Source organism: Burkholderia sp. NFPP32, assembly GCF_900119325.1.
GTDB classification, from domain to species: domain Bacteria; phylum Pseudomonadota; class Gammaproteobacteria; order Burkholderiales; family Burkholderiaceae; genus Burkholderia; species Burkholderia pyrrocinia_C.
This window is the reverse complement of record NZ_FPJP01000008.1, coordinates 56440-79283: the sequence shown is the minus strand read 5'-3', so window position 1 is coordinate 79283 and position 22844 is coordinate 56440. Positions and strand designations below refer to the sequence as shown.

Sequence of the window (22844 nt, the reverse complement as noted above, 5' to 3'; positions counted from 1 at the left end):
ATCGACGATGCACACCCTCCGCCCCTCCTTATCCGCTATCGACATGACGCCGCCTCTCCGGGACGCCTCCCATCTCATTCGCCGCCTCAATCCCCATTGCACGCGCGCGCTCGAAGCCGCCGCGAGCCTGTGCCAGACCCGGCTCGCCGACGAAATCGCGGTCGAGCACTGGGTGCTGAAACTGATCGAAGCGGACGACGGCGACATTCCGGCGATCCTGCGCCACTACGATCTCGATATCGATGCGGTGTGGGATGCGTTGATCGACGTGATCGACCGCATGCCGCGCACGTTGCGCGGCATGCCGGCTCTATCACGGCAGCTCGCCACGGTGATCGAGGATGCGTGGACGCATGCGGTGTCGGACGATTCCGACGGCACCATTCGCTCGGGCCATCTGCTGCAGGCGATCGTCGACGCGCCGCACGTCTTGCGCACGCAACGTGCGTGGCCGCTATTGTCAGTCTCGAGCGCGCAGATCCGGCGCGTGCTGCCCCGGATCGGTCGACGCTCATCCGAGCACGCGTCCGATGAAATGGCGTTGCAGCCGATCACGTCGCCAACCGCCGATCCGTCCGGCAATGTCGCGACGGAAGCCTCCATCGATCGTCACGCGCCACCGGCACCGTCTCGCGCCACCGACGACAACGCCCTCGCGCGCTTTGCGCTCGACCTGACCGAGAAGGCCCGCCGCGGCGAGATCGACCCCGTCTTCGGCCGCGACCGGGAGATCCGGCAGATGATCGACGTGCTGGCGCGCCGTCGCAAGAACAACCCGATCCTGGTCGGCGAGCCGGGCGTCGGCAAGACCGCGCTGGTCGAAGGGCTCGCGTTGCGTGTAATCGAGGGCAGCGTTCCGGAAACGATCCGCGACACGCGCATCCTGACGCTCGACCTCGGCTTGCTGCAAGCCGGAGCAGGCGTGAAGGGCGAATTCGAGCAACGGCTGAAGAACGTGATCGACGAGGTGCGGACATCGACGACACCCATCCTGCTGTTCATCGACGAAGCGCATACGCTGATCGGCGCCGGCAACGCGGCGGGCGGCGCCGACGCGGCCAACCTGCTCAAGCCGGCGCTCGCGCGCGGCGAGTTGCGCACGATCGCGGCGACCACATGGGCCGAGTACAAGGAATATTTCGAACGCGATGCCGCGCTCGAACGGCGCTTCCAGGTCATCAAGGTCGACGAGCCCGACGACGACACCGCCTGCCTGATGCTGCGCGGGCTCGCAAGCCGTTATGCGAAGCATCACGACGTCCACATTCGCGACGACGCGATCGTCGCGGCCGTGCGGCTATCACGCCGCTACATTCCTGCCCGCCAACTGCCGGACAAGGCCGTCGATCTGATCGACACGGCTGCCGCGCGCGTGCGCATGGCGATCGACGTGCCGCCGGTGGAGCTGCAGCAGGCACGCGCAACGCTGACGGCACTCGAACTGGAACGCGCCGCGCTCGATGCAGATTCCCGAGCCGGGATCGGCGATGTCGCCGGGCGGCGCGCCACGATCGACACGGAACACGATGCGGTGCGCGACACCGCCGGCATGCTGCTCGGCCAGTACACGCGAGAACGCGAACTCGTCGACGTCTTGCGCACCCTTCGCGGCGCGGCCGGCTCCGCGCCCGATCCGTTGGCCATTTCCAATGCCATCGATGCGCTGTCGACCGTTCAGGGCAAATCGCCGATGATCGCCGCCGACGTCGATGCGCAATCCATCGCGCGCGTTGTCGCGGAATGGACCGGTGTGCCGGTCGGCAATCTCGTCGACGACGAACTCCGGAGCCTGCTCACGCTCGAAGCGACGCTCGCTGCGCGCGTGGTTGCGCAGGACGATGCGATCGGTGCGCTGGCGGAGAGCCTGCGTACCGCCAAGGCCGGCCTGAAGAACGAGCACGCACCACTCGGCGTGTTCCTGCTCACCGGGCCGTCCGGCGTCGGCAAGACCGAAACCGCGCTGGCACTCGCCGACCTGCTGTTCGGCGGCGAAGCCGCGCTGACGACGATCAACCTGTCCGAGTACCAGGAAGCGCATACGGTGTCGCAGCTCAAGGGCTCGCCGCCCGGCTACGTCGGTTACGGACGCGGCGGTGTCCTGACCGAAGCCGTGCGTCAGCGTCCGTACAGCGTCGTGCTGCTGGACGAAGTCGAGAAAGCGCATCGCGACGTGCTCGACATTTTCTATCAGGTATTCGACCGAGGCACGATGCGCGACGGCGAGGGACGCGAAATCGATTTCCGCCATTGCGTGATCGTGATGACCTCCAATCTCGGCAGCGCGCAAATCGACGATGCAACGGCGAAGGATCCGGCGATCACACATGCAGCGCTGCGCGAAACCGTACATCCGCAGTTGGTCTCGCACTTCCAGCCCGCACTGCTCGCACGCTTCCAGACACTCGTCTATCGGCCGCTCGGCGCGGCGGCGCTCGCGTCGATCGTGCGGATCAAGCTGGACAAAATCGCCGAACGCCTCCATCGGCAACACGCGGTGACCCTGACGTGCGCGGACGATCTGATCGAATCGATCGCGCAGCACTGCGTATCACGCGAATCCGGCGCACGCAGCGTCGACGCGTTCCTGAACCAGCGCGTGCTGCCGGTCGTGTCCCGCGAACTGCTTGGACGGATGGCATCGGGCATTACGCCAGGGCAAATCCTGTTGTCGGCCACGGCCGAAGGATCGTTGACGATCGACTTCGTCGACGCGCCGACAGCCGGCGATCGCGCCACTACGCGATGGCACGACCGATGACCGCCGGCCCCTCGCTCTACGACATGCTGCTCGGCCAGATCGGCGGCGAACCGATCGGCGCTTATGACGACCGGACGCTCGAATGCCTGAGCGTTCAGCAAAACGTACGCCGCATTCTCAATACGCGGGCCGGTGCGCTCAAGCACCTGCCCGACTACGGGCTACCCGATCTCACGAACATCTACAAGGCACTGCCTGCATCCGCGCACTTGCTCAAGCAGCAGATGGAAGCGACGCTGCTGAAGTACGAGCCGCGCATTCGCTCGATCGACGTCGGGATCGTCGACAACCGCGATCCCGGCATCCTGGTCAGCTTCGAGATGACGTGCCACCTGAAGAACGCCGGGCTCGTGCGCTTCGGCACCTACTTCGAGCCGCCGGGCCGCCTGCGCGTCGAACGACGCATCGATCGGTCATGACCACGCCCAATCAATGCCCGTGCGCGAGATGCGCCGCAAACCCCGCCTTCCCCGGCGCGATCTCCTCCTTCAGCGTCAACGCCGGAATCTCATAATCGCCTGCATTCTGCCGCCGGAACGGAATCGGCTGCGCAGTCCACAGATCGTCGAGACGCCTGCCGAGCGCCGCGCGCGTTTCCTCGAAACGCGCGTCGTTCATCTTTCCCGTCCGGTAGATCACGAACGGCGGCAGCACATCGAAACCCGGGTAATACAGAATCCCGTGATGAATCGGGAACAGCACGTCGTCGATCGGCCCGTTGATGCCGCGCGGGCTGTAGTGCGACTCCCAGCCGCCGGTCGTCACGATCACCATCGCACGCTTGCCTGCCAGCGAGCCCTCGCCGTAACGGTCGCCCCAGTGCTTGTCGGAATGCTCGCCGACGCCGTATGCGAAACCGTACGCATACACGCGCTCGACCCAGCCCTTCATGATCGCCGGCATCGAGAACCACCACAGCGGAAACTGCAGGATCACGGCATCGGCCCACTTCAGCTTGTCCTGTTCGCACGCGATATCGTCGCGTTGCGTGCCCGTCTCGAATGCATGCTTCGAGTCGAGCGCAGGATCGAAGCGCGCATCGGGCGCGCGATCGGTCACGTCGCTCGCATCGAACGCCGCCTTCCAGTTCATCGCATACAGGTCGGTCACCTGCACGGTGTGGCCGGCCGCTTCGAGATGCTCGACGGCAAAGTCGCGCAGCGCGCCGTTCAGCGAACGCGGTTCGGGATGGGCATAAACGATCAGCACATTCATGTTCGTCACTCCGTTGATTGAATGACTGCAGGATGCCCCCGCCGAAGGTATATTTGAAATGAATTCCTGATATTCCAGGTATAGCCATGAATAATCTCAGGCGACTCGATCTGAACCTGCTGGTCACGCTGGACGTGCTGCTCGCCGAGCACAACGTCACGCGCGCGGCCGAAAGGCTGAACATGTCGCAACCGTCAGTGAGCGTGCAGTTGCAGAAACTGCGCGACCTGTTCGGCGATCCGCTGCTGCTGCCGGGGCCGCGCGGGATGCGGCCGACAGCGCGCGCGGAAGCGCTGCGCGAGCCGCTGCGGGATGCACTCGAAGCCGTCGAACGCGCGGTGGTTCCGGCCGCGCCATTCGATCCCGCGACCGCGACGAACACGTGGCGCGTGGCCGCGACCGACTACGGCGAATCGACGATCGTGCTGCCCGCGCTGAACACGCTGCGGGCGACCGCGCCCGGTACGCGGCTCGCCGTCGTCGAGCTCGTGCCGCCGCGCATCGAGCAGGATGCCGAGCGAAACGGTATCGACCTGGCCTTTCATACGACCGAGGGGTCGCCGCCAGGCATGCGGCGCCTGCCGCTGTTCGTCGAGCGTTACGTGCTCATCGGCCGAGCCGGGCATCCGAAGCTGAAGCGGCGCCCCACGCTCGCACAGTTCGGCACGCTCGAACACGTGATCGTGTCGCCCGACGGCGGCGGCTTCTTCGGCGTGACGGACGAAGCGCTCGCGAAGCTCGGTGCCGCGCGGCGCGTCGTGCTGTCCGTGCCGCATTTCCTGTTCGTGATGTCGGCCGTCGCCAGCACCGATCTCGTCGCGATGCTGCCCGAGCGGCTGGTGCGCGACGTTCCCGCGCTGCACGTCGTGGAAGCGCCGGTCGAGGTGCCCGGCTATGAAATGTCGATGCTGTGGCACGAGCGCGTGCATCGCGATCCCGCGCATCGGTGGCTGCGGGAAACCATCGCGGAATCGGTATAAGCCGAATGCGGCCCACGGAATCGGCGCGACAACGAGCGGGCAGCGCTCGCATACCGGCCTCTATCGGCTTCCCGTCATCCGCCCCCTGCCCGCGCCGGCAAGATTCTTCATCCGGGACTTGAAACCGCCTCGAACACTGTATATATTTACAGTGCTTTTGCACCATTTGACCCGAATTCCGTCATCCACAGACGGACGGACTTTTGTGAGGCGACCATGTTCCAGTCATCCGCATTCGATCCCGAGCAACCCGGTTTCAACCCGATCCACTTCGAGCGCGCCGCGCGGCAGGCGGTCGTCGATCTTCAACGCGTCGTCGGCGCCCCCGCGCAGCGGGCGCTCGGCCTGCGGCGGCGCAGCCATCCGGCAGCGGTTCGCACGATGAGCTGGCAGGCGCTGTTGAATGTCGAGGAGCTTGCGTTCTCGAACGCAGGCTTCCTGAACCGCAACGATCCGACCGTCATCGATGCGTTCATCCGGCTGCGCGACAGCCGAATGATCGCGGCGGACATCGAGGAAGCCGTCGACTGGAAGCGCGACGACGACGATCTACCCGCCGTCTATTTGATCGTCAAGGCGATGCTCGAAGCGGAAGAGGCAGAGACGCAGCGCGTCGAGATGGACTGACGCCGGCGCAAGCGACGAATCCCGGGGCAGCGCACGCCATCGCGGCCACGCGCCGCCGAGCAATCAGAGCCGCGCCGCGAGCCGCGCGCCCTGATCGATCGCGCGCTTCGCATCGAGTTCGGCGGCCAGTTCCGCACCGCCGATCAGGTGCACCGAGCGCCCGGCTGCCTGCAGCGGCGCGAGCAACGCGCGCTGCGGCTCCTGCCCCGTGCAGAGCACGATCGTGTCGGCTTCGATTACTTCGTGATCGGTGCGCTGTTCGCCGTACGACACGTGCAGCCCGCGCGCATCGATCAGCTCGTAGTTCACGCCGCCGATCATCTTCACCTGCTTCATCTTCAGCGTCGCGCGGTGAATCCAGCCGGTCGTCTTGCCGAGCCCCTTGCCGAGCGGCGCGGCCTTGCGCTGCAGCAGCGTCACTTCACGTGCGGGCGCCGCGACCTGTGCCCGGGTCACGCCGCCGCGCGTCGCGGCCGGGTCGGTCACGCCCCACTCGGCCTTCCACTCTTCCAGATCGAGCGCCGGCGACTCGCCCGCCTGCACCAGATACTCGGCGACATCGAAGCCGATCCCGCCCGCGCCGACCACCGCGACGCGCCGGCCGACCGGCTGCTTGCCGGCAAGCACGTCGATATAGCTGAGCACGTTCGGCCCATCCTGCCCGGGGATCTTCGGGTCGCGCGGCGCGACGCCGGTTGCGAGCACGATCTCGTCGTAACCGCCCGCGATCAGGTCGCTCGCGTCGACGCGGCGATTCAGGTGCAGGTTCACGCCGGTCAGCTCGACCTGGCGGCCGAAGTAGCGCAACGCTTCATGAAACTCCTCCTTGCCCGGAACCTGCTTCGCCATGTTGAACTGGCCGCCGATCTCGGCTGCGCCGTCGAACAGGTCGACCTGATGGCCGCGCTGTGCGAGCACGGTCGAGCACGCGAGCCCGGCCGGCCCCGCGCCGACCACCGCGATGCGCTTCGGCTGCTGCGCGGGCGTGTATTTCAGCTCCGTTTCGTGGCACGCACGCGGATTCAGCAGGCACGACGCGATCTTGTTCTTGAACGCGTGATCGAGGCACGCCTGGTTGCAGCCGATGCAGGTGTTGATCTCGTCGGCGCGGCCCTGCGCGGCCTTGACGACGAACTCGGCATCCGCGAGCAGCGGGCGCGCCATCGACACCATGTCCGCGCAGCCATCTGCCAGGATCTGCTCGGCCACTTCCGGCCGGTTGATCCGGTTGGTCGTCACGAGCGGAATGCCGACCTCGCCCTTCATTTTCTTCGTCACCCACGCGAACGCGCCGCGCGGCACCGACGTCGCGATCGTCGGCACACGCGCCTCGTGCCAGCCGATCCCCGTGTTGATGATCGTCGCACCCGCGCGCTCGACGGCCTTCGCGAGCTGCACGGTTTCGCTCCAGTCGCTGCCGTCCGGAATCAGGTCGAGCATCGACAGCCGGTAGATCAGGATGAAATCGCGGCCGACCGCTTCGCGCGTGCGCTCGATGATCTCGATCGGCAAGCGGATGCGGTTCTCGTACGACCCGCCCCACTGGTCGGTGCGCTTGTTCGTATGCATCGAGATGAACTGGTTGATCAGGTAGCCCTCGGAGCCCATGATCTCGACGCCGTCGTAGCCGGCTTCGCGCGCGAGCTTCGCACAGCGGACGAATGCGCGAATCTGCCGCTCGACGCCGCCCGCGCTCAGTTCGTGCGGCGCGAACGGTGAAATCGGCGACTTGATCTTCGACGGCGCGACCGCGAACGGGTGGTAACCGTAGCGGCCCGTATGCAGGATCTGCAGTGCGATCTTGCCGTCCTCCGCATGCACGGCGCCGGTGATCTCGCGATGCCGCCGCGCGGCGGCCGACGTCATCAGCGTACCGCCGAACGGCTTGGTCCAGCCGGCCACGTTCGGCGCGAAGCCGCCCGTCACGATCAGGCCGACGCCGCCGCGCGCGCGTTCGGCGAAATATTCGGCGAGCCGCGGCAGCGTCTTGCGGCTGTCCTCGAGGCCCGTGTGCATCGAACCCATCAGCACGCGGTTCTTCAGCGTCGTGAAGCCGAGATCGAGCGGCGCGAGCAGATGGGGAAAGGTGGTCGTCATGATGATCCTGCCGGTAAGCGATGCCTGCCATCGTAGGCGCGCGCCGCCTTGAACGTGAGGGGGCAAACAGCCATAATGCTTGTCATTTCCGGCCAAAATGACATGACCTCCCCACTCGCCAAGGACCGCCTCGGGCTGCGCCGGCCGACGATTCCGGTCGCCTATACGCGCCTGCTACTGCAGGCGCTGGCCGCGCGCGGCGTCGACCTGGCCGCCGTGCGTGCCGGCACGGGCCTGCGTGACGCGGTGCTGGCCGAACCGGACGCGCGCGTCGCGCCGTCGCAATGGGGGCGGCTCGTGCTCAATGCGATCGAGATCGGCGGCGATCCGGGCATCGGGCTCGCGTTCGGGCTGCTGCTGAAGCCGACCGTGCACGGCTTTCTCGGCTATGCGACGCTGACCGCGCGGGACATCCGCGAAGCGCTGTCCGTCACGCAACGCTACTTCCGGATGCGCAACCGCCAATACCGGCTGACCTATGCGGAAGACGAACGCGGCGCGACGCTCGAACTGCACGGCGTGCAGGCCAGCCCGGTGCTGCAGCATCACGTGATGTTCGAATTCGTGCTGACCGGGCTCGCGCAGAACATCTCGCAATGGGCCGGGCGCGCGTCGCCGCCGATCAAGCTGCAATTCGCGTGGCCGGAGCCCGCGTATTTCGCGCGCTATCGCGACCAGTTGCCGCCGGTCGAATTCGGCTGTGCGGCAAACGCGCTGTGGATTGCTCGCGACGTGCTCGACTGGCCGCTGCCGCTCGCCGACGAAGTCGCGCACCGGCAGGCGCTCGTGCAGGTCGAGCGCGAGTATGCGCAGGTGCGGCAGGACGAAGGCGACCTGGTCGAGCGCGTGCGGGCCGAGCTGGCGAAAGCAACCGGCGTTTATCCGGGGCCTGAAACACTCGCCGACGCGCTGCTCGTGTCGACGCGCACGCTGCGGCGCCGCCTGGAGGAAGCCGGTTCGAGCTATCGGCAATTGCTCGACGAAGCGCGGTTTCGTGACGCGAAGCAGTTGCTCGCCGCATCGGATCTCGACCTGAAGACGATCGCCGAGCAGCTGCAATTCACCGATCCGGCGAATTTCACGCGCGCGTTCCGGCGCTGGGCCGGGCAAACGCCGAGTGCGTATCGGGAAGCGGCCGGCAGACCGTCACACGAGTAAATCGGCTGGCTGACACGCGACGCATCAACCTCCGACGTAAATCCGCGCGCCGCCATCCCCCTCGCCCGCGTCGATCCGCACCTCGCCCGTTGCGGCGACGATCGCGTCATACACGTCATCGGTCACGCACACCACCGGCACCGCGATCGCATACAGCTCGGCGGCCACGATCGCGCCGATCGAGATGATCAGGTCGCGCTCCTTCAGCACGATCGCGACGGGCCCCGTGCCGTTGCGCACGGCTTCCGCGAGCACGCTGCTGCTCGAGCTCGAACCCTTCGCGTGCGGCATCACCATCACCTTGCCGGCGAGACTCGCGCCAGCCTGCGGATGCCCGCGATCGACGATCTTGCCGGCGCCCGAATCGTAGCCGCCCCAGAAGCTGAGCGGCTTGTCGAGCACGAACGCGCTCGCGCATGCGCTGCCCGGCACGAGCGTGTCGCCCGTCAGACCTTTGCCCGTCGCTTCAATCATCGAATCGCACCTTTCCTTCGTACGCCGAACGCACGCATTCGCGCATGCTGCCGTATGCGACCGTCACGCCGATATTCGCGGGCGCATACGACGCCCATTTCCCCGAGTTGGTCATCACCAACCCCGACAGTTGCTTCATCACCGGCGTGATGTACGTGCAGGTATCGACGACGATCTGGATGCCGCGCGCGGCGAACTTGTCCGCGAGGCCGGCCTCGCCCAGCTCCCACAAAATGAAGCGGCTCGTGTTCACGTAGAAATCGCAGGCCGGCTTGCCGTCGAACGCTTCGAGCAACGTATCGAGCGTGCGGAATTCGGCCAGCGAGAAATGCGGCGTGCCGAGCGCCACCGCGACGAGCGCGTCGCCGGCCGCGCCGTGGTTCAGCGTGAGGCGAATCTCGTCGAGATCGGCCATCGCGACGTCGACCGTGCGTTGCGCCGCGCGGCCGTGCAAGGCGGCATCGAGCGTCGGCGCCTCGGGCGTCACGCCCACCGCATGGAACAGCGCGACGGCCCCGCTCGATGCGGCAGCCGCGCCGAGCGCCTTGAGTTCGTCTTCGGTAGTGTCCGCCGGCAGCCCGACGATCGCCGGCACGATCGCGCCCGCGATTTTGCCGACAGCCAAGCCGAGCGCGGCGAAATAGATATCGCGCGATGGCAGGCGGCTGAAGTCCGGCGCGTTGAACACGATCCGCGCGGCGCGGTTCGCTTCGACATGCAAACCCGCATACGGCGCGCGCCCGGTAATCGCGGCGGCCAGATCGAGAAAATCGCCGTACCGGCTCGTGCGCGCGCCGAGCACCGAGTTCGCGAACACGATCGCATTCGATTCGGCCCACGCGATCTGCTCGCCCTTCGCGGGACGGCTCTTCAACTGATACGGCGCGCACGTGAAACTCGATTCGCAGCCGAGCTGCAGATGCGCGTCCATCAGGCGCTGCGCATCGCGCTGGATCGTGCGGTCGCCGTGATACAGCTCGGGATGAATCAGGTCGAGCGACCCGACGTTCAAGGTGGTCGGCACCGCGACCTTCGCGCCCGTATCGACGAAATACTCGACGAAATCGAGACTGGTCTGGCCGTGATAAAGACAGCCGTCGATATGCGCGGACGTGATGTCGATCAGGTGCGGCGCGGACATCACTTCCGCCGTGCGTGCGACGATCCGCATCGCGCGCGCGACGCCGTCGCCGAAATCCCCGCGCAACATCGCGTCGTCGCGGTCGCTCAACTGCAGCATCGGTTGCTCCTCGTGACTCGTGCCGGCGGCGCCGGTCCGTGAAATCCGTCAGAGGACTCTACAACTGGAAATAAAAACTGTCCAGATCATCACCAATCCGGATAATTTAAAAACCAATTTTCGGTCATGGATGCCATGACTTCGCGCTTCGAACTCCGCTGAAGCGACCGATGGCTCGAATTCCGCTCCAGTTCGTCGCAACGCGCGAGCCACCTGCCGCCCGCCTAGCGTTCCGCGGTCAGGCTGAACAGCTCATCGCGCAGTGCCTTCGCGCGCCCCTGGCCGAACTGCGTCTCGAATTCGTCCTGCGCGGCCTGCCATGCGACCAACGCCCGCGCGAACGTGCGCTCGCCGAGCTTCGTGAGGCTCAGCGCATGCGCGCGCGCATCGTGCTCGGACGCGGCCGTCGCGACCAAACCGTCGCGCTGCAACGGCTTCAGCGCGCGCAGCAGCGTCGTGCGATCCATCACGAGCGCGTCGGCCAGTTCGCTCATCAGCAGGCCGGGTCGACGCGTCAAATTCGCCATGATCGAAAACTGCGCGGGCGTGACGCCGACCGGGGCCAGATGGCGTTCGTACAGTTGCGTGACGAAGCGCGCCGCCTGACGCAGCGCGAGGCAGTTGCACGCTTGGGCAATCTGGTTGTCGTTCATGCTCCGCAATTTATATGTGCATATGCATAAAGTCAATGTACACTCCGCCGTAACGAGGCCGGCCGGGCGCGTCCGGCGCCCCGCCATCGCGTCAAGGAGACGGACATGGACTACATCGACAAGCTGCGGATCTTCCGGTCGGTGGTCGAGATGCGCAGCTTCACGCGCGCCGCCGACATCCACGGTCTCGCGCGGCCGGTCGTGTCGCGTGCGGTCGCGGATCTGGAAGCGCGCTTCGGCAGCCGGCTGCTGCACCGGACCACGCGCCAGGTGTCGCTGACCGAAACCGCCGAACGCATCTACGAGCGCTGCGCGGCCGTGCTCGACGAACTCGACGCGCTCGAAGCGGAAGCGCAGACGCAGACGCGCGAACCCGAGGGCCTGCTGCGTCTCGTCGCGCATACGACGGCCGCGCTGAACCGGCTCGTGCCGCTGATCGCCGGCTTCAAGCGCGCGCATCCGAAGGTGCGCCTCGATGTCACGCTGACCGAGCGCCCCGTCGATCTCGTCGGCGAAGGCTACGACATCGGCATCGTCGTGCCTTACATGCTGACGAGCGAGACGACCGTCGTGCGGCTGGTCGAGCGCATTCCGGTCGTGATCGTCGCAACGCCCGCGTATCTGGGCGCGCATTCGCGCCCCGAGACGCCGGCCGACCTGGCCGATCATCCGTTCGTGCCGATATCGCCGTCGCTGCGCCGGCCCGCGCTGTCGTTCCGCGTCGACGGCGACACGCTGACCGTGCCGTACCGCTTCGACATCTCGTCGAACAGCCCCGTCTTCAACCGCGAAATGGTGATGCACGACTTCGGCATCGGCGTCGTGCCGAGAACGCTCGTCGAAGCCGAACTCGCGTCGGGTGCGCTCGTGCAGTTGCTGGAGGGCGCCGATCTCGTCGACGCGTTCGTCGAGATCAAGCTCGCGTACGCGAACCGCGCGCTGCTGCCCGCGAAGGTGAAGGCATTCATCGACTACACGGCCGCCTATTGCGACCGCGTAGGCGGGATTGTTCCGGCGGCGGCCTGATCCGGCGCGCGAACGCGCCGGCGTGACGCCGATTGGTACAGCCACGACACCAATCTGATCCTGCTCCACCCATCGCTTCGTGGCGCGCTGCGCCCTAACATGTGCACATGCACAAGACCACGCTTATCGATGACGATTGCTTCGCGGTCCGGCAAGCCGCCCGCCGGATCTCGCAGTTCTACGAGCGTTACCTGTCGCGGGCGGGCGTCACGCCGTCGCAGTACAGCATTCTCGCGTTGCTGCGCGACCGGCCGCATCAGACGATGGCTGCGCTGTCGTCCGTATTGGTGATCGAGCGCACCGCGCTGCTGCGCGCGCTCAAGCCGCTCGTCGGCGCGGCGCTGGTGACGGGCCGGATCGAGCCGCCGCACCGCCGCCAGACGTTCGCGCTGACCGCGCACGGCGAAACGAAGATCGCCGATGCACACGTGCACTGGCTCGCCGCACAGGAAGCGTTCGAACGGCGATTCGGGCCGGCGCAGGCAGCCCGGCTGAGAGACGAATTGTTCCGGATCACGCACAACCTGCCGGAGCGCTAACCCCCTTCCCCGATCGACGCGTTTGTCGTCGATCGTTTCAATAAGTGCATATACATAGGTGAATCGATGGAAACGACCCAAGAAGCCGCTGCTTCCCGCGAGGCAGCCACAATCGACCCGCCCGCGAAGCAGCGACGCCGCGTGCCGTGGATGCGCATCGCGGTGATCGCCGTCGTCGTCGTGGTGGCCGCGGCCGCGCTCGACTGGCTGTTCGTGCTGCGCTTCCAGGAAAGCACCGACGATGCGTATGTCGGCGGCGACGTAACCGTGCTCGCGCCGAAGGTCAACGGCTTCGTCGACCGGATTCTCGTGACCGACAACCAGCGCGTGAAGGCCGGCGACGTGCTCGTGCAGCTCGATGCGCGCGACTACGATGCGAAGCTCGCGCAGGCCAGCGCCGAAGTCGACAGCGCGCGCTCCGCCGTGACCGAACTCGAAGCGAAGCAGCAACTGCAATACGCGGTGATCGGCCAGCAAGCGGCGGACAAGAACGCGTCGTCGGCCGAATTGACGCGCGCCGCATCGGACCGCGTGCGCTACCGCGAGCTCGTGAAATCCGACGCCGTGTCGAACCAGATCGTCGAGCGCGCGGACGCCGACTATTCGAAGGCAGGCGCGGCCGTCGACCGCAGCGACGCCGCGCTGCTCGCCTCGAAGCGGCAGCTCGACGTGCTCGGCGCGCAGCTCGCCGATGCGCGCGCCCGCGTGAACACCGCGCTCGCCGCGCAACGCGTCGCGGCGCTCAACGTCGAATACACGACGATCCGCTCGCCGGTCGACGGTTACGTCGACAACCGCACGGGCCGCGTCGGCATGCTCGCGAACGTCGGCGTGCCGCTGCTGACGGTCGTGCCGGCTTCCGGGCTGTGGATCGACGCGAACTTCAAGGAAGACCAGCTTCGCAAGATGCGTGCGGGCGATCGCGTCGACGTGTCGCTCGATGCGTCGAGCACGCGCCTGCACGGCCGTGTCGACAGCGTCGCGCCCGCGACCGGCGCGACCTTCAGCGTGCTGCCGCCCGAGAACGCCACCGGCAACTTCACGAAGATCGTCCAGCGCGTGCCCGTGCGCGTGCATCTCGATCCGCAGCCGGGCCTCGAGCACGTGCTGCGCCCCGGCCTGTCCGCGGTCGTGACCGTGCATACCGACCACGCGAACTGAGCGGGAGCCGACCATGACCACCGCGTTTTCCGGCGACCCCGCGTCGCAACCGACGAAGCAGCGCGTATTCGCGTTCGCGCTGATGTGCGTCGGCTTCTTCATGGCGACGCTCGACATCCAGATCGTCGCGTCGTCGCTGCGCGACATCGGCGGCGGCTTGTCCGCGAGCCAGGACGAATTGTCGTGGGTGCAGACGGCCTACCTGATCGCCGAGATCATCGTGATCCCGATGTCGGGCTGGCTGTCGAAGGTGATGTCGACGCGCTGGCTGTTCGTCGCTTCGGCCGTCGGCTTCACGATCACCAGCATGCTGTGCGGGCTCGCGTGGGACATCAACTCGATGATCCTGTTTCGCGGGCTGCAGGGCGCGCTCGGCGCCGCGATGATCCCGACCGTGTTCACCACCGCGTTCGTCCTGTTCCCCGGCAAGCAGCGGCTGATCGCATCGACGACCATCGGCGCACTCGCGTCGCTCGCGCCGGCGATCGGCCCCGTGATCGGCGGCTGGATCACCGACCAATGGTCGTGGCACTGGCTGTTCTACCTGAACCTCGTGCCGGGTATCGCCGTGGCCGCGCTCGTGCCGCGCTATGTGCATATCGACGAACCCGACCTGAGCCTCATCAAGCGCGGCGACTATCTCGGCATCGCGCTGATGTCAGGATTCCTCGGCTGCCTCGAATACGTGCTGGAAGAAGGCCCGCGCAAGAACTGGTTCGGCGACGACGCGATCGTCATCTGCGCGTGGATCTCCGGCATCTGCGGCTTCCTGTTCATCGTGCATGCGCTGACCGCCGACGATCCGATCGTCGACCTGCGCGCGCTCGCCGTGCGCAACTTCGGGATCGGCAGCCTGCTGTCGTTCGTCACCGGCATCGGGATCTTCGTGACCGTGTTCCTGACGCCATTGTTTCTTGCGCAGGTGCGCGCGTTCAGCTCGCTGCAGATCGGCCTGGCGCTGCTGTCGGTCGGCGCGTTCCAGTTGCTCGCGCTGTGCGTCTATGCGTTCGCGGCGCGCTACTTCAGCATGCGCGCGCTGCTCGTGTTCGGGCTGATCTGCTTCGGCCTCGGCTGCTACCTGTACACGCCGATCACGCACGACTGGGGCTGGCGGGAACTGCTGCTGCCGCAGGCGCTGCGCGGCATCGGCCAGCAGTTCAGCGTGCCGCCGATCGTGACGATGGCGCTCGGCTCGCTGCCGCAATCGCGACTGAAATCGGCGAGCGGGCTGTTCAACCTGATGCGCAATCTCGGCGGTGCGATCGGCATCGCGGTGAGCGCGACGATGCTCAACGACCGGCTGAACTTTCACTACCTGCGCCTGAACGAGCACGTGAGCGCGGGCGAACCGCAGATCGCGTCGCTGCTCGATCATCAGGCCGCGTACTGGACGGCTGTTGCCGGCAATACGCTAAATACCGCGCAGGCGGGGCTCGCGAACCTGCATCGGCTGATTTATCGCGAAGCGCTGACGCTCACCTATGCGGATGCGTACTACGCGCTGTCGCTGTGTTTCGTCGTCGCGCTGCTTGCCGTCGTGTTTTCCAAACCCATTACGTTGAACGCGCCGCCGCCGGACGCGCACTGAGGCCGAGGCCATCATCATGAAAAAGCTACTCGTCGCGCTGGCTGTCAGCGCATTCGCCGCAGGCTGCGCGGTGCAGCCCGCGCAGCACCCCGCGCTCCACGAATCCGTGCAGACGCTCGCGCCCACCGCATGGGATACCGACGTGCCGCGCGCGGACATCGACGCCGCCGCATGGTGGGCGCAATTCCACGATCCCGTGCTCGACCGGCTGATCGCGACCGTGCTCGACGGCAACCTCGATCTGCAGGCCGCCGCCGAACGCGTGAAGCAGGCGCAGGCGCTGACCGTTCAAAAGCGCGCGGTGCTGCTGCCCGAACTCGACGCGACCGCGCATGCGGCCGATGCGCGGCAGAACACGCCGCCGCCGCTCGGCTATGTGCGGCAGGCCGGCGCGGGGCTCGCGCTGAGCTGGTCGCCCGATGTGTTCGGCGGCGAACGGCTCGATCTGCTCGCCGCGCAGGCCGAACTCGTTGGGCAGAAGCACGCGGAAGATGCGATGCGGCTCGCGCTCGCGGCCGATGCGGCATCCGCGTATGTCGACCTGCGCTGGGCGCAGCAGGAACTGAAGATCCTGCAGGACAACGCGAAGATCCGGCAGCATGCGCTCGAACTCACGCGCAAACGGCAGGCGTTCGGGCTGTCGACGGAACTCGACGTCACGCGCGCGCAGAACCAGCTCGATGCGCTCGAAGCGCGGATTCCGCCGACGCAGGCGCAGATCTCGCATCAGCTCAATCTGATTGCCGTGTATTCGGGGCGGACGCCGGAATCGGTCGATCGGCTCGTGTTGGCGCAGGCGGGCGAGATTCCCGCGCCGCCGGCTGGCGCGCCGGGGACGTTGCCTTCGCAGGCGTTGTTGCGGCGGCCCGATGTGCTGACTGCTTATGCGCAGGTCGAGCGGAGAGCGGCGCAAGTGGGTGTTGCCAAGGCCGAGCGGTATCCGAAGTTTTCGCTGAATTTGACGGACGGAATTCTGGCGGCGTCGTATCTCGGGTTGCCTACGTTGACCGACAACCTGTTCAGCGCGGCGTTGAGCGCGACGAGCCCGATCTTCAATGCGGGGCGTATTACCGCCGATATCACGCAGAGCGAAAGCCGGATGCGCGAGTCGGAACTCGGGTTGAGGCAGACGATGCTGCAGGCGTTGAGGGAAGTCGAGGATGCGCGTGCGAATCTCGTCAGTTCCGATGAGGCGACACGGCGGCTCGGTAGTGCACTGGCAGCTTCCGATAAGGCGCTCGGGTTGGCGAATCAGCTCTATAAGGGCGGTGCGACGGATTTTCTGGATGTGCTGTCGGCGCAGGAGGTTTATCTAAGGGACTCGGATTCGCTCAATCAGGTCAAGCGCGAGCATGCGCTGGCGGCGGTCGCGCTTTATCGGTCGCTTGGGGGTGGGTGGAGCAGGAATGAGGCGGCGGGCGGAGCGGAAGCCGAGACAGAGGCTGTGGCGAAGAATTGAGGGCCGATAGGATATCGTGTATGAGTCTGGACTAGACCAAACAAACAGCGTCAGATCGACTAACTCAGTTCGGCCATTTGCGGTCGCTCAACTTGTGTGGCTAGATTGCCGACAATCGCCCTTGGCAATCCGCCGCATCCTCAGCAGGCCGGTACGCCACGTATCACAGTCCCGGCTTCTCGCCCGCGCGTCATGCACGGATGGCCCCAGTAGAATCGCATTTTTATGGCGGAGAGGACTTAAATGTTCACACCGGAAATGGTAAGCCCAGAGCTGGGCGAGTTCGTTTTGGTAGCCAACCACAGCTTGGAATCAACTGAAGCCGCGCGGCTCAGCGTCGAGTACAACCGTGCGCGAATTCTGAATGGTCGGCCGCACCTGCCTTCAGAGTCTTGGAAATGTAGACTTGTCTATGATGTCCGTGGGCAATCGGTGAGCGAGCCGACAATTGATCAAGTCCGAACGCAACTCTGTGATGTGGCCACGGTGGAGTTCAAGCGCTGATGGGCATTCAAGTAGTGGTTGTGGCTGCGAGCCACGCGGAAGTGGTCGAGAAATTGGGCAGTGCGGCTCCATTCGCCGAGATCTTTCCCCTGCCGGAAGGATATTTCGGGATATCCGTCCCATTCAAGGTCGTCGATGACATCGGGGAGCAAGTTGTGCTCGGCCGCATCTCTGCCTTTAACTATTTCGACCTCTGGGCGGGGGAGTGGAAGTCACCGGCGTAGACGCTACGTCGGGAAGCGGGGCCACAGATACAGGGCGGCCGGCGTCGGTCGCTAGGCGACCACGAACGGGCATTCGACCGCTGAGTCCAGATTGTGGACAATTGGGCACGTCAGAACTACGGGAAAATCATATGCCTGCTGATTCCGAGCTTCACCCAAGCTGGATCAGGACCTCGGAGTATCTTCGTGAGGCCCGAGCCCATATCTCGGAAACTGCCGAAGGTGTGGGCGCGGATGAGATCTACGAGTTTGAAGATTTCCTGAAGCACAACGAACTCGAATTAGCACTGGACGCCATCGAGGCTGCTTTCAGCAAGGGGGACAGCGCGAACTGGCGCGTACTAGAGTATATGGCCATGGCCGCGTTGAGTATGGGATTGGTTGATCGACAGAGGATGTACGACCAACGACTAACAGAAGCACGAGGCTGGAACTACCGCACATCGCTAGCCCTATACCGCTCACCTTGATCTCGTGACGATGAGCGGAGTTTGTCGACTGCAGCGGGATATGGACCTCTCCAACCGACTAGTGGCTACCGCTGGCCGAGCCACAACGAAACTGTCGCTGTGTCTGATGCTCCCGACCGCGCATGCACTCTTTGAATGAAGGTGAGCAATGATTGAAGGTAAATCGCGTTCAGGAAGTGTGGCAATCGGCGTAATGAAGGCGCTTCACATTCTGAACGCTGAGAATCACCGGACGACGCTTGATGCGATCGCTGATTGGCTCGCCAAATCAGAAGATTTCTACTACGACGACTGGTTGATCGTCGGTGGCCGCAGCGCGAAGCAATACATCGCTGACATTCTTGAGGATCTGCACGAGCTCGGCGTCGTTTGCCCCGTCGAGCAGAATGCGGCACTTCATCCGCAGACGAGCCCGGAATGGAGGCCGTGTCTACGGCCGTCTGCCTAAGTAGCACTGCACGGGTCATCGATATTGATATCACTCGCGCACTGTTTGCAGTGACTCAACGACTGCTTTGGAGAGAGCTGGATGCCCGCTTCGGGTCGATCACGGCCCTTGATGAAGTGACGGCGAAGCAGTCTCAGACCTGATCTGACGCTGACTGAGAGATCAGGTCTTGACTTACGCACCGAAGTCACCACCGCCGGACCTGCCGGCTATCCCACCCGACCTCCTTGAGCAATTCGGAAGCGGTCCCTTGACCACCGAAGCCATCGATGCCGTGTCGGTTGCATCCGAGATCAATCGTCCGCCATGTGAGGCCTGGGGGCACGACATCAACGCATCGCACACCAGCGCGCGCCCCTTCCTCAACGCCGTGACACTGCCCGCCACACACGCGCACCCCTGGGGCATCGGGTCGACCCATTTAAGACTCATTGTGTGCTTCCTCCGTCACGGTATAACCGGTTCCATTCCTGATCCACCACACCGTGCGCGATGTACGGATCGTTGTCCGGGGGGCGTATGCCAGGGTCGTTAGCGCCACCTCTCTGGCCATCGGCCACCATGATGCGGACGCGGTCACCCGGCAGGAACACGGCCCACAAACCGCCCATGACTCGCCCATATTTTGGTATCCGAACGTTTTCAGCCTTGTACCAGTCGCCCCGCGTCTTGCCGTCCTGCTTCTTGTCAACCAGCCAGCGCACCGTCAGCCTCAGATCCGGCTGCCATGCTGCAGGGATGTCACTGCAGCAAGTTTCCTTGCCACCGCCGGACGGCTTGCCGTCCGCTCCCGCCGGCAATACATTAGGGCCACCGCCAGCCACCCCTGACCCATCGGGTCCCTCGATCCCCCACTGATGGATGTACCAAGGGGTGTAGTTCAGCGTCAAGGAACTCGCGCCGAGCGTGTCGTAGTGCTTCGGCAGGTTCGACAAGTCGAGTTGTTGCGCCACTGGGCCGGGATGCTTATCACATGCGCCGAGGCCAAATACGGCAACAAGGGCGATGGTCTGGATCGTACGTCGCCCGTAACGGGAAAGTCGGTCTGTCATCATGAGTAAGTCTACGGATTAACGGGGCACCAGGGCTGCTCCGCCCCTGGCCCCCCTTAAGTATGCATTCGATACAGATCTTCTTCGGAGACAGATCACGCGGTAATAGCCGACGTCCTTGGGATGCAAGCCAACACGGCATAATGTGCAGCGCCCTTCGGCATTACCGGAATCCAGAATTCAACCATGACTATTCGACTCATCCTTGCGCCCATCAGTCTAATAGTCACTGCATTCGTCACAGCCGCCTGCGCACCTGTAACAGCCTGGAACGGCGTATCTGTCGGTGACACCCGATTCCGCATGACCGACCAACCATGCGCCACGCGCTGTTCCGCGCGCCCGGATCCGGAATTGTTCCCGCTCAAACAGGTTCGCCACGGCATCGGAATCTTCACTGGCGGTCTCTTCGGCCCCGAGGCCATCTCGCTCGTTGATCTGGATGCCGGCACGCTGTCTTTCGTGGAGTTTGACGTTGATCTAATGAACGGCGAGCGGAGGACAACCGTCATCGATCGCGGCGACATCGTACTCGGTGCTGACGACCTCGCGCAAATCGGCGCTATCGCCGATTCCATCTGGACATCGCCCATGCGTATACCGACTGCCCGAGTCGGACTGGACGGCGTTTGGTCAATAGCCGTGTTCAACGGCGCAAGTAAAAGAAGTGAAACCGGGATGGGGGATATGGGTGGTGCAGGCGGCTTGCTCGGCACAACGCTATACAGAATCCAGATGACGCAAATGCCATACTTCTTCGTGCAGAACCGTCGCCGGTATCTGATGTGGTCGTGCTACCAGGATGCATCCAGGGGGCACGCCGGCACCCCGATGCCGCATCTCCGTACGCCCGGATATTCGGGAAATGACGGTGAAGATATTCCGCAGTCGTTTCCAATCCCGCAATCCGACCCGCTGCGATTCCGTTTCTACGCTGAGGGCCGGCAGTCGACATGCGCGGACACCGGACGTGTGTTAGCGGTGCTGAATCGTTGAAGATGAGCCCAGTGATAGTCAACAACGACTGACCGCTTACCGATCCAGCGCCAGCTTCGCGCCAAGCCCCAACAGGATCGTCCCCATCACCGCATCGATCGGCTTGCGCAGTTTCGCGTAACCCGTCTGCACCCGGTTCGTCGAGAACAGCACTGCAACCGTGCAGAACCACGTCAGCGATACGGCGACGACTACCGCAAGCGTCGCGCCATGCACCCATGCCGGCGCATGCGCGGGCAGCAGCGTGACGAACAGGCTGCCGAAAAACGCAGCGGCTTTCGGATTGGTCAGCCCGACCAGCAGCCCTTTTCGATATGCGTGTACGCCACCACGAATAACCGGCTGACTCGCGGATTCGGCCTGTTGTGCAGACTGGCGCAGGCCCGACAGCGTCTTGATGCCGAGATAGATCAGGTATGCGGCCCCGGCGATGCGAATCGCCTCATACAGCCACGCGAGCTTCGCGACGATCAGCCCGAGCCCGAAAATCGCCATCGCGGCCCAGACCGCATGCGACGACGCGATACCCAATGCAGCCAGCAGGCCCGCACGGCGATTGCCGAGCGCATGGGACGAAACAGCGATCAGGTCGGGGCCGGGGCTGACGCACGCCAGCAACATCACGCCGCCGACTGCGGCGAGTTGGGGAAGATAGCTCATGGCGATTCGGATGGATTCAAGGTGAAGGACGACAGGCGATCCAATCTAGCATGCCGATTTTCCGTCGGTGCGGGACGGCAGGATGTACAACGTGCGGGCGTATCGCATAACCTTTCGAGCCGCTGACAAGCCCCTCGCAGCCACGATTACAGCGGCGGCCGCTTCAGCTTCACCCAGCGCTGCACCGACGCCCGCTCCCACTGCGCACGCGCATAGTCGGCGAGGCGCTGCGGCACCGGATCGTCATTCAGCACCAGACGGTTCAGCATCACCGCCAGATCGACGTCGGCAATGCTCCACTCGCAGAACAGGTTTGCCGCGCCCGACGCCAGCAGCTTGTCGGCGACCGCGAACAGCTTCTGCGCGGCAGCCTGCGCCAGATTCGACAGCGGCTCGCTCGTCGGGCCGTAGAACAGCACTTCGGTCGACCGCTCCGTGCGGATCGGCATCAGGTCGCTGCGCAACCACGCCTGAACCTGCCGCGCCCGCGCGCGCTGGCGCGGCTCGACCGGATAGAGCCGCGTGCCGGGGAATATCTCGTCGAGATACTCGGTAATCGCCGACGATTCCGACAGCGCGAAATCGTCGTGCACGAGCGTCGGCACGCGTTGCGTCAGCGACGTCGCCGCATAGTCGGGCGCGAAATGCGCGCGGTTGCCGAGATCGACGGTCACCAATTCGTACGGCAGTGCCTTTTCCTCGAGAGCGACGAAAACCGACATCGCGTAAGGGCTCGTGTATTGCGCATCCGCGTAGAGACGGAGATTACCGGTTTGCACTGCTGGCTCCTTGTGGGGGCGGAGGGTCTGTGGGCTTGCGCGCCGACAAACTCCGCGTGGGTCATGCGGGGTGTGCGACAGATTAGCAGCGGCGGGAAAGGCAGTGTTTGAAGTTCCGTTGGCGTTGCGGCGGCGTGGTCATCCGGCGTCGGGCCAGCGGTATCCGATCACTTCGTTCAGTGGATACGCCAGTTCGCGTACTGCTTCCAGTTGATTGCCGCCGAACAGATGCACGTATTCGTCGTCGTGACGCAGGTAAAAACCGACGTGCCCTTTCCAGCTTGCCGGGTCGTCGCGCGTCAGGATCGCGATACAACCGTAGACCGGGCGCTCCAGCGGGCGGCCCCATTCGAGCCACGAGCGTGCGAGTGCCGAGCCCGTGCCGCGAATGCCGGCGTGCGTCATGCACCAGTTGACGAAGGACGAGCACCAGGAAATCTTGTCGTCGTAGCCGACCAGGTTCGTCTGGTTGTTGTATTCGACGATGCGCGGGTTGATGCTGCCGGGCGGGTGGCGGCGAATGCCGAGTTCGGCCAGCGCAACGGACATCCACGGCGGATGGCCGGCGTTCGATTTGCTCTCAGGGTTCGATCGGGTCACGTCGTTCTCGGGCGAGTGTCGGTGTGATTTCGCTCAATCTTCGCATGAATATAGCGAGTCTACCGCGCCCTTTCCGGCTTGCGATTTTCGGTGGATCCCCCCGTATCATGTCGGCAGCGCCATCGACTCCCCTGCC

The 22844-nt window shown here is 64.8% G+C and carries 24 protein-coding genes; 15 read left to right on the top strand and 9 right to left on the bottom strand.

Annotated elements, in window-relative coordinates; all coding sequences use genetic code 11:
- The first annotated feature begins 43 nt into the window (after positions 1–43).
- Together tssH and tssE are read left to right on the top strand one after the other, a co-directional pair.
- Positions 44–2758, top strand: a complete 2715-nt coding sequence (tssH, locus tag BT264_RS17515; RefSeq protein WP_072439236.1) for a type VI secretion system ATPase TssH — start codon at positions 44–46, stop codon at positions 2756–2758.
- Positions 2755–3177, top strand: a complete 423-nt coding sequence (gene tssE / locus BT264_RS17510) for a type VI secretion system baseplate subunit TssE (RefSeq protein ID WP_047903624.1) — start codon at positions 2755–2757, stop codon at positions 3175–3177. The genes tssH and tssE overlap by 4 nt, the downstream gene beginning before the upstream one ends.
- 10 nt (positions 3178–3187) lie before the next feature.
- Here tssE and BT264_RS17505 read toward each other — a convergent pair whose 3' ends face one another.
- Complete coding sequence (locus BT264_RS17505) at positions 3188–3973, bottom strand: NAD(P)H-dependent oxidoreductase (protein WP_072439493.1); 786 nt, start codon at positions 3971–3973, stop codon at positions 3188–3190.
- 86 nt (positions 3974–4059) lie between these two features.
- Between BT264_RS17505 and BT264_RS17500 the strand changes: the two genes are divergently transcribed.
- Complete coding sequence (locus tag BT264_RS17500; RefSeq protein WP_072439234.1) at positions 4060–4953, top strand: LysR family transcriptional regulator; 894 nt, start codon at positions 4060–4062, stop codon at positions 4951–4953.
- Between the two features lie 216 nt (positions 4954–5169).
- Positions 5170–5580 (top strand): DUF2471 family protein, encoded by a 411-nt coding sequence (locus tag BT264_RS17495; protein ID WP_072439232.1) that lies wholly within the window; start codon positions 5170–5172, stop codon positions 5578–5580.
- 63 nt (positions 5581–5643) lie between these two features.
- Here BT264_RS17495 and BT264_RS17490 read toward each other — a convergent pair whose 3' ends face one another.
- Entirely contained in the window at positions 5644–7677 is a 2034-nt protein-coding gene (locus BT264_RS17490) for an NADPH-dependent 2,4-dienoyl-CoA reductase (RefSeq protein ID WP_072439230.1), read from the bottom strand.
- 75 nt (positions 7678–7752) lie between these two features.
- Between BT264_RS17490 and BT264_RS17485 the strand changes: the two genes are divergently transcribed.
- The gene (locus BT264_RS17485) at positions 7753–8835 is read left to right on the top strand and encodes an AraC family transcriptional regulator (protein ID WP_072439228.1); all 1083 of its coding nucleotides are present in this window, start codon (positions 7753–7755) and stop codon (positions 8833–8835) included.
- Positions 8836–8859: 24 nt separating this feature from the next.
- Here BT264_RS17485 and BT264_RS17480 read toward each other — a convergent pair whose 3' ends face one another.
- From BT264_RS17480 to BT264_RS17470, 3 genes are all read right to left on the bottom strand, one after another.
- Positions 8860–9309 (bottom strand): aconitase X swivel domain-containing protein, encoded by a 450-nt coding sequence (locus BT264_RS17480; protein ID WP_072439226.1) that lies wholly within the window; start codon positions 9307–9309, stop codon positions 8860–8862.
- Positions 9302–10549 carry an aconitase X gene (locus BT264_RS17475; RefSeq protein ID WP_072439224.1) on the bottom strand — a complete coding sequence of 416 codons (1248 nt, stop codon included), beginning with the start codon at positions 10547–10549 and terminating at the stop codon, positions 9302–9304. The genes BT264_RS17480 and BT264_RS17475 overlap by 8 nt, the downstream gene beginning before the upstream one ends.
- 224 nt (positions 10550–10773) lie before the next feature.
- Positions 10774–11202: a MarR family winged helix-turn-helix transcriptional regulator gene (locus tag BT264_RS17470; RefSeq protein ID WP_072439222.1), complete on the bottom strand. Its 429-nt coding sequence runs from the start codon at positions 11200–11202 to the stop codon at positions 10774–10776.
- A gap of 105 nt (positions 11203–11307) precedes the next feature.
- Here BT264_RS17470 and BT264_RS17465 point away from each other — a divergent pair, with 105 nt between their 5' ends.
- The 9 genes from BT264_RS17465 to BT264_RS17425 all read left to right on the top strand — a co-directional run bounded on the left by BT264_RS17465 (position 11308) and on the right by BT264_RS17425 (position 18621).
- Positions 11308–12228: a LysR family transcriptional regulator gene (locus tag BT264_RS17465; protein ID WP_072439220.1), complete on the top strand. Its 921-nt coding sequence runs from the start codon at positions 11308–11310 to the stop codon at positions 12226–12228.
- Between the two features lie 107 nt (positions 12229–12335).
- Positions 12336–12767, top strand: a complete 432-nt coding sequence (locus BT264_RS17460) for a MarR family winged helix-turn-helix transcriptional regulator (protein WP_072439219.1) — start codon at positions 12336–12338, stop codon at positions 12765–12767.
- 66 nt (positions 12768–12833) lie between these two features.
- Positions 12834–13928, top strand: coding sequence for an HlyD family secretion protein (locus BT264_RS17455; RefSeq protein WP_072439217.1), 1095 nt, complete (start codon positions 12834–12836; stop codon positions 13926–13928).
- A 13-nt stretch (positions 13929–13941) separates the two neighbouring features.
- Entirely contained in the window at positions 13942–15516 is a 1575-nt protein-coding gene (locus BT264_RS17450; protein ID WP_072439215.1) for a DHA2 family efflux MFS transporter permease subunit, read from the top strand.
- Positions 15517–15532: 16 nt separating this feature from the next.
- The gene (locus tag BT264_RS17445) at positions 15533–16975 is read left to right on the top strand and encodes an efflux transporter outer membrane subunit (protein ID WP_072439213.1); all 1443 of its coding nucleotides are present in this window, start codon (positions 15533–15535) and stop codon (positions 16973–16975) included.
- Between the two features lie 243 nt (positions 16976–17218).
- Positions 17219–17479, top strand: coding sequence for a hypothetical protein (locus BT264_RS17440; RefSeq protein WP_072439211.1), 261 nt, complete (start codon positions 17219–17221; stop codon positions 17477–17479).
- Complete coding sequence (locus BT264_RS17435; RefSeq protein WP_072439209.1) at positions 17479–17703, top strand: hypothetical protein; 225 nt, start codon at positions 17479–17481, stop codon at positions 17701–17703. Before BT264_RS17440 ends, BT264_RS17435 begins: the two co-directional genes overlap by 1 nt.
- Positions 17704–17834: 131 nt before the next feature.
- Positions 17835–18173, top strand: a complete 339-nt coding sequence (locus tag BT264_RS17430) for a hypothetical protein (protein WP_072439207.1) — start codon at positions 17835–17837, stop codon at positions 18171–18173.
- Between the two features lie 148 nt (positions 18174–18321).
- On the top strand, positions 18322–18621 hold the full coding sequence (locus BT264_RS17425; RefSeq protein ID WP_072439205.1) for a hypothetical protein: 300 nt from the start codon (positions 18322–18324) through the stop codon (positions 18619–18621).
- Positions 18622–19049: 428 nt separating this feature from the next.
- On the opposite strand, the gene BT264_RS17415 is transcribed toward BT264_RS17425, so the two are convergent.
- On the bottom strand, positions 19050–19676 hold the full coding sequence (locus tag BT264_RS17415; RefSeq protein WP_072439201.1) for a DUF3304 domain-containing protein: 627 nt from the start codon (positions 19674–19676) through the stop codon (positions 19050–19052).
- Between the two features lie 300 nt (positions 19677–19976).
- Here BT264_RS17415 and BT264_RS17410 point away from each other — a divergent pair, with 300 nt between their 5' ends.
- Positions 19977–20669, top strand: coding sequence for a hypothetical protein (locus tag BT264_RS17410; RefSeq protein ID WP_072439199.1), 693 nt, complete (start codon positions 19977–19979; stop codon positions 20667–20669).
- A 36-nt stretch (positions 20670–20705) separates the two neighbouring features.
- Here the strand turns inward: BT264_RS17410 and BT264_RS17405 are convergent, their stop codons facing one another.
- From BT264_RS17405 to BT264_RS17395, 3 genes are all read right to left on the bottom strand, one after another.
- Positions 20706–21329 carry a LysE family transporter gene (locus BT264_RS17405; protein ID WP_072439197.1) on the bottom strand — a complete coding sequence of 208 codons (624 nt, stop codon included), beginning with the start codon at positions 21327–21329 and terminating at the stop codon, positions 20706–20708.
- Positions 21330–21475: 146 nt separating this feature from the next.
- A complete protein-coding gene (gene yfcF, locus BT264_RS17400) occupies positions 21476–22108 on the bottom strand; it encodes a glutathione transferase (RefSeq protein WP_072439195.1) in 633 nt (210 codons plus the stop codon).
- A 138-nt stretch (positions 22109–22246) separates the two neighbouring features.
- Positions 22247–22657 carry a TIGR02594 family protein gene (locus tag BT264_RS17395; RefSeq protein WP_072439193.1) on the bottom strand — a complete coding sequence of 137 codons (411 nt, stop codon included), beginning with the start codon at positions 22655–22657 and terminating at the stop codon, positions 22247–22249.
- Positions 22658–22844: the final 187 nt, after the last annotated feature.